The organism is Comamonas sp. 14P8.1.4 (genome assembly GCF_057799285.1).
Genome location: NZ_JBYOKN010000014.1, coordinates 59354 through 69562, shown reverse-complemented (window position 1 = coordinate 69562; position 10209 = coordinate 59354). Strand labels below are relative to the sequence as shown.

Sequence of the window (10209 nt, the reverse complement as noted above, 5' to 3'; positions counted from 1 at the left end):
TCTGGAATCTCCAGCTTCATACCCTTGGCTCCTGCTTTTTCACTAATAGGCACATCTTGTCTGCATCACCCCTGCGCCCTGTGGCAACGCCCAAAGAATGCGTCGCCAATGCGTCAGCAATGTGACTAAAACCCCCATTCTGCGCACCAAACGTGTCTACCACGCTGCAAGTTCTTAGGTAGATGCGAAGACCCCGCATAGAATCAGCCGCAATTTGTGGCAGGTGTTAGCACGCGCGTGCCATACAGGTTTTGATATTTCCAAGAGAGACACCCCGATGACAAACGAAGAGATCTTGGCGCAATACGGCCCCCGAGAGGCTATGGAATATGACGTGGTGATCGTCGGCGGCGGCCCCGGCGGTCTGGCAACAGCCATCCGCCTCAAGCAGCTGTCCGCGGAAAAAGGCCAAGACGTATCTGTCGTGGTGCTGGAAAAAGGCTCCGAGCCCGGCGCGCACACGCTGTCGGGCGCCATCATGGACCCCATCGCGCTGACGGAGCTGATCCCTGACTGGAAAGAAAAAGGCGCACCACTGAACCAGCCTGTCACCGAAGACGCCATGGTGTTCTTCAGCGAAAAAGGCTCGCTGCGCACCCCCAACTTTCTGCTGCCCAAGTGCTTTCACAACGAAGGCAACTACATCGTCCGCCTGGGTTTTGTGACCAAGTGGCTGGCCGACCAGGCCGAAGCGCTGGGCGTGGAAATTTTCCCCGGCTTTGCCGCGGCTGAAGTGCTCTACAACGAAGACGGCTCCGTCAAAGGTATTGCCACCGGCAACATGGGCGTTGGCAAGGATGGCGAGCCCACCGGCGAATTCCAGCTGGGCATGGAGTTGCACGGCAAGTACACCATCTTCGCCGAAGGCGCACGTGGCCACCTGGGCAAGCAAATCATTGCCAAGTTCAAGCTCGACGATGGCAAAGACCCCCAAGCCTATGGCCTGGGCATCAAGGAACTGTGGGAAATTGACCCCGCACGCCACAAACCCGGCATGGTGCTGCACACCGGCGGCTGGCCCATGGACAGCAAGACCTATGGCGGCGGTTTCCTCTACCACCTGGAAGGCAACTTGGTCACCCTGGGCTTTGTCACCGGTCTGGACTACGCCAACCCTTATCTCTCGCCGTTTGAAGAGATGCAGCGTTGGAAGACGCACCCCAACATCCGTTACTACCTGGAAGGTGACGAGGCCAACGGCATCAAGCCCGCCAAGCGCATCTCCTACGGTGCCCGCGCCATCACGGCCGGCGGCATCTTGAGCCTGCCCAAGTTTGTGTTCCCCGGCGGCGCGCTGGTGGGTTGCGACGCGGGCTTCCTGAACGCTTCGCGCATCAAGGGCAGCCACGCGGCCATCAAGACCGGCATGCTGGCCGCTGAAGCCGCTTACGATGCCATCGTTGCCGGTCGCCAAGGCGATGAGTTGAACGCCTACGAAACCGCTTTCGAGAGCAGCTGGCTGTACGACGAACTGTGGAAGGCGCGTAACTTCAAGACCTGGTTCAAGAAGGGTCTGTCGACCGCCACCGTCATGAACGGTATTGAGCAATTCCTGCTCAAGGGCAACATCCCATGGACGCTGCACCGCGACAAGCCCGACCACACCTACCTCAAGCCTGCGGCCGAATGCCAGCCCATCGACTACCCCAAGCCCGATGGCAAGCTGACGTTTGACCGCCTGTCCAGCGTGTTCATCAGCGGCACCAACCACGGTGAAGACCAGCCCGCCCACCTGACACTGAAGGATGCTTCGGTGCCCGTGAACATCAATCTGGCCAAGTTTGCCGGCCCCGAAAGCCGCTACTGCCCCGCTGGCGTCTATGAATTTGTGGACAACACCGAGCAAGGTGGCAAGCGCTTGCAGATCAACGCGCAAAACTGCGTGCACTGCAAGACCTGTGACATCAAGGACCCCACACAGAACATTGTCTGGGTGACCCCCGAAGGCGGCGGCGGCCCGACCTACTCAGGCATGTAAGCCCTTGGCTGCATGCTTTATGCAAAAAAGGCTCGCATTGCGAGCCTTTTTTTACAACTGAAGGCACCACAAACAGGCACAACGCAGGAGATTTGCACATCACGCAATAAAAATGCGTGATGTAGGAAATCGGACACATCTGCCTGTGCCCTGTAAAAGTGGTACGCAGTCGCTGCTATAGACTTGATTGGCGCAAAGCACGAACACCAGCTGGCCCGTTCTTTGCATGCATCACAGCCATTCCGGCTTCATAACAACGGTGGAGAAAAGCAATGAATTTCAAGTCTTGGGCACCTTTGGGTGCTGTCGCTCTGGCTATCGCTTCCCTGACCAGCGCACACGCTGCGGACAAGTCCGTTGCTGTGACAGCCATTGTCGAGCACCCTGCCCTGGACGCCGTACGTGACGGCGTGCAAGCCGCACTGAAGGCCGAAGGCTTTGAAGCGGGCAAGAACCTGAAGTGGCAATACCAAAGCGCCCAAGGCAACACCGGCACCGCCGCCCAAATTGCCCGCAAGTTTGTGGGTGACAAGCCCGACGCCATCGTGGCCATCGCCACCCCATCCGCACAGGCTGTGGTGGCATCCACCAAGTCCGTGCCCGTGGTGTTCTCTGCCGTGACCGACCCAGTGGCCGCCAAGCTGGTACCCAACTGGGAAGCTTCCAAGACCAATGTGACCGGCGTGTCTGACCTGCTGGCCCTGGACAAGCAAATGGACCTGGTCAAGCAAGTGGCACCTGCAGCCAAGCGCGTGGGCATGGTCTACAACCCTGGCGAAGCCAACTCCGTGGTGGTCGTCAAAGAACTGCAAAAGCTGCTGCCAACCCTGGGCATGACATTGGTCGAAGCAGCCGCCCCGCGTTCGGTGGACGTGAGCAGCGCTGCACGCAGCCTGGTGGGCAAGGTGGATGTGATCTACACCTCGACCGACAACAACGTGGTCTCCGCGTACGAAGCGCTGGTCAAAGTGGGCCAGGACGCCAAGATTCCGTTGGTGGCCTCGGACACCGACTCCGTCAAGCGCGGCGCTGTGGCCGCCTATGGCATCAACTACCGCGATCTGGGCGAGCAAACAGGCCGCATGGTCGCGCGCATTCTGAAGGGCGAGGCCCCAGGCACCATCAAGCCTGAAGTCAGCACCAAGATGGAGCTGTTCGTCAACCCCGGCGCAGCCGACAAGCAAGGTGTGAAACTGTCTGACGCCTTGGTCAAAAGCGCCGCTGAAGTGGTGAAGTAATCTCCCGCTTGAGCACAAAGGCAGGCGCCAATGGGTTGGCCCTGCCTTTTTTCATTTCTTCCCAGCAACCGACTGCTTTTGTTCCATGTCTCTGTTTTCGCTGCTCGGTGCCATTGAAATTGGCCTGATCTTCGCCCTCGTCGCGCTGGGTGTGTATATCTCTTTCCGATTGCTGCGCTTTCCCGACCTCACGGTCGACGGCAGCTTTCCGCTGGGGGGCGCCGTCTGCGCCATCCTGATCTCCACAGGCACCAATCCCTGGCTCGCCACGCTGGCCGCCACGGCCGCAGGCGCGGTCGCTGGCATGGTGACAGGCTGGCTGAACGTCAAGCTCAAGATCATGGATCTGCTGGCCTCCATCCTGATGATGATTGCGCTGTACTCGGTGAATCTGCGCATCATGGGTGGCCCGAATGTGCCGCTGATCAACGACCCCACCATCTTCAACCTGCTGCAGCCCGCAAGCATGGAGGACTACGTCTTCCGCCCCCTGCTGCTGCTGGTCATTGTGATTGCCGCCAAGCTGCTGCTGGACTGGTTTTTTGCCACCCAGCGCGGCCTGGCCATTCGCGCCACAGGCTCCAACGCCCGCATGGCACGTGCCCAGGGGGTCAACACCGGCGGCATGATTTTGCTGGGCATGGCTGTCTCCAACGGTCTGGTGGGCCTGGCCGGCGCCATGTTTGTCCAGACCCAGGGTGGCTCTGACATCTCCATGGGCATTGGCACCATCGTCATTGGACTGGCTGCTGTGATCGTGGGCGAGACCATCCTGCCTTCGCGCAAAATCATCTGGGCCACGTTGGCCGTGGTGGTCGGCGCGATTGTCTACCGCTTCTTTATTGCCGCCGCCTTGAACAGCGACTTCATCGGCCTGAAGGCCCAGGATCTGAACCTGGTGACCGCCGTGCTGGTGACCATTGCCCTGGTGATACCCCAACTCAAGCGCAAGCTCAAAAAGAAGTAACCCTGAGCAATGGCGCCGCCCACTTTGTGCGTGCGCCATCGCTGCAAGGCGGCCCTCGCCTGGTGCATCCAGGCAGGGCCCACCCCAATTTCAGTGCTGCCACGGCAGCCACTGGCCGGAGAACATTCCATGTTGAGCGCCCAAAACCTCGAACTCACCTTCAATCCTGGCACGCCCATCGAAACCCGCGCCCTGCGCGGCCTGTCCCTGAACATTCCGGATGGCCAATTCGTGACGGTCATCGGCTCCAACGGCGCGGGCAAATCCACCTTCTTGAACGCTGTCTCAGGCGATCAGAGTGTGGACAAGGGCAGCATCCATATCGCCGGTGAAGACATGACCCAGCGCCCGGTGTGGGACCGTGCCCACCGCGTGGCCCGCGTGTTTCAAGACCCAATGGCTGGCACCTGCGAAGACCTGAGCATTGAAGAAAACATGGCCTTGGCACACTGCCGTGGCGCATCGCGTGGCCTCTCGCGTGCTGTCAAGAATGAACACCGTGCGCTGTACCGCGAACGCCTGGCCACACTGGGCCTGGGCCTGGAAAACCGCCTGACCGACCGCATCGGCCTGCTCTCGGGTGGCCAGCGCCAGGCCGTCAGTCTGCTGATGGCGGCGCTGCAGCCCTCGCGCATCCTGCTGCTGGACGAACACACCGCTGCGCTTGACCCCCGCACTGCGGACTTTGTGCTGCAGCTGACCGACCGCATCGTGCGTGAGAGCAAGCTGACCACCATGATGGTCACGCACTCGATGCGCCAAGCCCTGGACGTGGGCGAGCGCACCGTCATGCTCCACCAGGGGCAAGTGGTACTGGACGTGAGTGGCGAAGAACGCGCCCAAATGGATGTGACCGATCTGCTGCACATGTTCGAGAAAGTGCGTGGCGAAAAACTGGCGGATGACGCCCTGCTACTCGGCTAAGTCCACGCCATCAAAAAAAATAGCTGCAAGCGTCTGATAGATCAGCGCTTGCAGCTATTTTTTTATTGAAAGCCCGTCCTCCGGGCACACCGCCCTCTCCAGGGGTAAATTGCCCATCTTCCATTCAGCCCCCGTAAACCGGGTTACAATCGACACTCTTCACAAGACATCACACATCTTGTGAATCAATTCCAAATCCAAGCGCATCGCTTGGATTTGCATTTCAGCACACAGCACTGCCTGTGTTGCCAGGAAGGGTGGATGAGCGGTTTAAGTCGCACGCCTGGAAAGCGTGTGTAGGTTAATAGCCTACCGCGGGTTCGAATCCCGCCCCTTCCGCCAAATTTTGAAAAGCGCCTTCGAGGCGCTTTTTCTTTTGCTGCGCTCCACTGCCACCGGGTGCCGCAGCCCAACGTCACGCAACACGGCAACCCCACCCACGGGCAGGCTCATCAGATTCAGACGGAATGCACACATCCGTCGGCACAAAAAAGCCCGGCATTGCCGGGCTTGGTAGAGGTGCAATCAACCGACGTCAAAAGCCCAGCGCATGCGGCACCCAAGTCGACAGGGCGGGAATGAAGGTCAGCAGCATCAGCACCACAAACTGGGCCACCAGGAACAGCGGCAACTCCTTGTTCAGCTCACTCAAAGTGGTTTTGGTGGCCACGCAGGTCACAAACAGCAGCCCCCCCACTGGCGGCGTGATCATGCCCAGCGTCAGGTTCACCACCACCACCATGGCAAATTGGATGGGGTCAATGCCCAGCGCATTGGCAATAGGCGCCAGGATGGGCACCAAGATCATGATGCCTGGCAGTGGCTCCATGAAGATGCCAAAGACCAGCAGCAGCACGTTCACCGCCAGCAAGAACATGATGGGAGACAGCCCCCAGCTGATGATCAACTCGGACAAGTACTGCGGAATGCCTTCGACCGTCAAAATCCAGGCAAACGGCTGCGAAGCCGCCATCACCAGCAGCACCGAAGCCGTAAGCAGCGCCGAGCGCGAGGTCAGCGCCGGAATCGCATCCCAGCGCAGCGTGCGATACACCCACTTGCCACAGACAAAGGCATAGACCACCGCCACCACCGAAGCCTCGGTGGGCGTAAACACGCCAAAGCGAATGCCCACAATGATCAGCACCACCAGACCCAGCGCTGGAATGGCTTTGATGGTGTTGATCAGCATTTCACGGCCCGATGGACGTGCCTCGGTTGAGCGATAGTCGCGCTTTTTGCTGATGTACCAGTTCACCACACACAGGGCCGCCGCAATCAACAGGCCCGGGATGAAGCCTGCGATGAACAAGCCGCCCACTGAGACGTTCTCATCTTGCAGTGCATAGATGATCATGCTGATCGACGGTGGAATGATGGGGCCCATGATGGCCGCATTCGCCGACAACGCCGCCGCATACGGACGGTCATACCCGGCCTTTTGCATCATCTTGACCATCATCGCGCCAGGACCGGCTGCATCGGCCAGGGCCGAGCCGGAAATGCCCGAGAACAGCACAGACGAGCCCACGTTCGCATAGCCCAGGCCACCGCGCAAATGTCCCACAAACTGCGCTGCAAAACGCAGCAGCACATGGGTCAGTGCGCCACCGGACATCAACTCGGCCGCAAAGATGAAGAAGGGCACGGCCATCAGCGGAAAGCTGTCGATGCCGGTGAACATCTCCTTGAACACCACCAGCTGTGGGTACTTGCCACCCACAAAAACGGCAATGGCGGAGGCGATGGCCAAGGCAAAGGCCACCGGAAAGCCCAGCGCCATCAACAGCACCAGGCCAATAATCAGTGTCAAAGTCATTGGTTTTCCTTGTCTTGACCCTGCTTACAGCGAGCCTGCGGCTTCGCCGTCAATTTCTTCGGAGTGCGCGTAGTCACCCTCTGCGATGTAGCGGCGCGCAATCAGCAGCAGATGCAGCAGCATCAGCACAAAGCCCACCGGCATGGCCGCGTAGATGAAGGAGATCGGAATGTCCGTGGCCGCCGTGCTCTGAAAGCGCGTGCGCCAGACATAGTCACTGGATGCCACCGTCATGAAGATGAAGAACAGCGCCAGACCCAGCACCACCACGCTGCGCATGACGCGTGCAGCCCGTGTGCTGACCGCACGGTGCAAGTTGTCAATGGCCACATGGCCCCCAAAGCGCAGGGCCAGACCTGCACCGAGGAAAGCCACCCAGATCATCATGTGGCGTGCCACTTCTTCGGCCCAGATGATGGAGTCACCCGTGCTGTAGCGCAGCACCACGTTGGCAAAAATGATGATGGCCATGGCCAGCAACAAGAGAATGAGTAACCAGCGGTTGGCTGCCACCAAGCCGCGTTCAAAGCGATCCAGCATAGGTTGTCGCCATGGGCGCGGCGCACATCGATGTGCACCAGTCCCACAGCGCTTTCTTTAAAGAGTCCACTCTTCCCACAGGCCAACAAGGTTGACCGGCAGGTACCGTTGCGCCACCTTCCCCGCCATCGCCAAAGGCAAAAAGCCTGCGGTGCTCAAAAGCACTCGCAGGCCTTGCGATTGCAGCGCAATGCAGGGAAAGCCGCGCTTGTTTACTTCACGTTCGCAATAGCGTCCAGTGTGGACTGGCCGAACTTCTTGGCGTACTGCTTGTAAGCAGGCTCCAAAGCAGCGCGGAAGGCGGCTGCATCCACCTTGTCCACCACTTGCATGCCATGGCTCTTGGCCATTTCCACGCCCTTGGTTTCCACATCGTCCACAAAGACGCGCGAAGCCAGTGCACCGGCCTTGGCACCTTCGGTAAAGGCGGCCTTTTGTGCATCATTCAGACCACCCCAGAAGGTGGGCGACAAAATCAGCACCACGGGGGCGTACACGTGCGAAGTCAGGGTCAGGTGCTTTTGCACTTCCCACAGCTTGGAGGAAGTGAGCACCGAGATGGGGTTCTCTTGGCCGTCGATCGTGCCTTGCTGCAAGGCGCTGATCACTTCGGGCCAGGACATGGGAGTGGGCGATGCACCCAGTGTGCGGAACGCGGTGATGTGCACGGGGTTCTCGGTCACACGGATCTTCAGACCCTTCATGTCGGCCACATTCTTGACCGCCACTTTGTTGTTAGTCAGGTGGCGAAAGCCTTGCTCACCCCAGGCCAGTGCCACCAGGCCACGCTGCTTGAACTTGCCCAGCAGGTCTTGACCAAACTTGCCATCCAGCACAGCACGGGCATGCTTGGTGTCGCGGAACAGGAAAGGAATGTCCACGATACCGACGTCGCCGACAAAGTTGCTCAGCGCGCCGGTCGAGACGATCGCCGCTTCCACGGTGCCCAGCTGCAGACCTTCGATCAGCTCGCGCTCACCGCCCAAGGCGCTGGAAGGGAACTGCTTGACGGCAAATGCACCGCCCGTGGTTTTTTCGACCGACTCCGACCAGGCCTTGGCCGCTGCACCGTAGTGCGAATTCACAGCCAGCGCATAGCCCAACTTCACTTCCTTGGGTGCGGCAACGGCATTACCTGCGGTCAGCGCCACAGCGGCAGTGGCACAGGCGGCGATAAAAGTACGGCGAATCATGACCATGGGATGTCCCTCGTATGCAGTGATATGAATAGCGCTTCACTCCGACAGGCGTCGCATGCACGCACGCCTGTCACCGCGAAGCTTCTTATTTAAAAAATCTGACCACATTGTAAAAAAATTGTTGCGCCTGCCTGTACGGGGAAATACGACCAGAAAACAAAAAATACCCAACGACAGCAAGCACTTACCACAACATCACAGCCATTTGTCATTTCTACGTGTTTGTACGCACATACCGAAAAACGAAGGCTGCGTCTGCAGCTACGCAAAAACCCTAGCTCTCGGTGCGAGAAAAAGTTACTCAGTGTTTCTTGCGCCCTACAATTCTCCCGATACCACTGCTAAAACACTGAAACACACCATGGCTGCACCCCGCGCACTTCCCGCCAAAAGCAACGACTCCACCCTGGTCACAGGTCTGGTCTTTACCGTGATGGTGCTGGTGGCAGCCTTGATCGTCGGTGGCTACTGGATGCAGACGCAGCGTGACCAGAGCGCCCAACGCCAGCAGGCTGACGTGTACAGCAACTACCTGCGCAACACCCAGGACACGCCAGCGCCGTCCGCCGCACCAGCCATGACTGCGCGCAACCAGGAAGTGGCCCAGGCCCAGGAAACCCGCAAATACCTGTTGGCCCACCCCGCCGTCACCCCAGGCACGGGCTTTGACAAACCGGGCGTGCAAAACACCGGCAAAACCATTGTGCAGGCCATCGACCAGGCCAAGGGCCTGTAAGCGCTGGCAAGAGTCCGTCAGCGATTGCGCAAAATAAAGAGCTGCCAGCGCTTGGTGTGACTGGGTTTCCATGCCATTAGCATGCAAAACCTAGAAAACACGAGCGCTGGCAGCTCTTTATTTATAAGCACTTTGTTGTGCCCGGCCTGTGCGCAGGCTCTGCCCGCCAGGCCCTAGGGCTTACTGCTTGTGCTTGGCCGCCCAGGCCAAAAACTGGTCCACAAACTTCTGGACAAAGGCGTTGCTGCGCTCACCCACCGCACCGTCTGCGGTGAAGAAGTCTTCCTTGTACTGCAGGAACATCTCGGGCTGCCCCAGCGTTGGCATATTCAGGTAGCTAATCACATTGCGCAGGTGCTGCTGCGCCATCGACGTACCGGTGGCGCCCAAAGAGATGCCAATCACCCCCGCAGGCTTGCCATCCCACACACTCTGGCCATAAGGGCGCGACCCTTGATCCAGCGCATTCTTGAGCGCAGCGGTCATCGAACGGTTGTATTCGGGCGTGACAAACAGCACCGCCTCGGCAGCGCGCACTGCATCGCGAAATTGCTTGACGGCAGCCACTTCGTGGCCGTCTGCTTCCTGGTTGTACAACGGCAAATCGCCAATGGCGACTTCTTTGAACTGCACGCCCGCCGGTGCCATCTTCGCCATGGCATGGGCCAGTTGACGATTGAACGAATCTTTGCGCAGACTGCCCACAATGACGGCCACTTGGATTTGACTCATAAAACGCACTCCAGGATTCCAGGGTTGAAAATGGCACCCATTATGAAAGCAACACCTGGGCGCAGACGTGAGCCAA

9 protein-coding genes and 1 tRNA gene are annotated in these 10209 nt (G+C 59.1%); 6 read left to right on the top strand and 4 right to left on the bottom strand.

Translation table 11 applies throughout. From position 1 onward, the window contains the following. Positions 1 to 277 precede the first annotated feature (277 nt). From AC27VO_RS15250 to AC27VO_RS15230, 5 genes are all read left to right on the top strand, one after another. Positions 278 to 1978 carry an electron transfer flavoprotein-ubiquinone oxidoreductase gene (locus AC27VO_RS15250; protein ID WP_488667568.1) on the top strand — a complete coding sequence of 567 codons (1701 nt, stop codon included), beginning with the start codon at positions 278 to 280 and terminating at the stop codon, positions 1976 to 1978. Between the two features lie 272 nt (positions 1979 to 2250). Continuing rightward, a complete protein-coding gene (locus AC27VO_RS15245) occupies positions 2251 to 3216 on the top strand; it encodes an ABC transporter substrate-binding protein (RefSeq protein WP_488667567.1) in 966 nt (321 codons plus the stop codon). A gap of 85 nt (positions 3217 to 3301) precedes the next feature. Then, positions 3302 to 4183 carry an ABC transporter permease gene (locus tag AC27VO_RS15240; protein ID WP_488667566.1) on the top strand — a complete coding sequence of 294 codons (882 nt, stop codon included), beginning with the start codon at positions 3302 to 3304 and terminating at the stop codon, positions 4181 to 4183. 129 nt (positions 4184 to 4312) lie between these two features. Continuing rightward, entirely contained in the window at positions 4313 to 5107 is a 795-nt protein-coding gene (locus tag AC27VO_RS15235) for an ABC transporter ATP-binding protein (RefSeq protein WP_488667565.1), read from the top strand. Between the two features lie 251 nt (positions 5108 to 5358). Then, positions 5359 to 5449, top strand: a tRNA-Ser gene (locus tag AC27VO_RS15230). 193 nt (positions 5450 to 5642) lie between these two features. On the opposite strand, the gene AC27VO_RS15225 is transcribed toward AC27VO_RS15230, so the two are convergent. The 3 genes from AC27VO_RS15225 to AC27VO_RS15215 all read right to left on the bottom strand — a co-directional run bounded on the left by AC27VO_RS15225 (position 5643) and on the right by AC27VO_RS15215 (position 8665). After that, a complete protein-coding gene (locus tag AC27VO_RS15225; protein ID WP_488667564.1) occupies positions 5643 to 6926 on the bottom strand; it encodes a TRAP transporter large permease in 1284 nt (427 codons plus the stop codon). A gap of 24 nt (positions 6927 to 6950) precedes the next feature. Further along, positions 6951 to 7466, bottom strand: coding sequence for a TRAP transporter small permease (locus AC27VO_RS15220; RefSeq protein WP_488667563.1), 516 nt, complete (start codon positions 7464 to 7466; stop codon positions 6951 to 6953). A gap of 212 nt (positions 7467 to 7678) precedes the next feature. Further along, positions 7679 to 8665, bottom strand: coding sequence for a TRAP transporter substrate-binding protein (locus tag AC27VO_RS15215; RefSeq protein WP_488667562.1), 987 nt, complete (start codon positions 8663 to 8665; stop codon positions 7679 to 7681). A 361-nt stretch (positions 8666 to 9026) separates the two neighbouring features. Here AC27VO_RS15215 and AC27VO_RS15210 point away from each other — a divergent pair, with 361 nt between their 5' ends. Next, the gene (locus tag AC27VO_RS15210; RefSeq protein ID WP_488667561.1) at positions 9027 to 9401 is read left to right on the top strand and encodes a hypothetical protein; all 375 of its coding nucleotides are present in this window, start codon (positions 9027 to 9029) and stop codon (positions 9399 to 9401) included. A 180-nt stretch (positions 9402 to 9581) separates the two neighbouring features. On the opposite strand, the gene AC27VO_RS15205 is transcribed toward AC27VO_RS15210, so the two are convergent. Continuing rightward, positions 9582 to 10133: an NADPH-dependent FMN reductase gene (locus tag AC27VO_RS15205; RefSeq protein WP_488667560.1), complete on the bottom strand. Its 552-nt coding sequence runs from the start codon at positions 10131 to 10133 to the stop codon at positions 9582 to 9584. Positions 10134 to 10209: the final 76 nt, after the last annotated feature.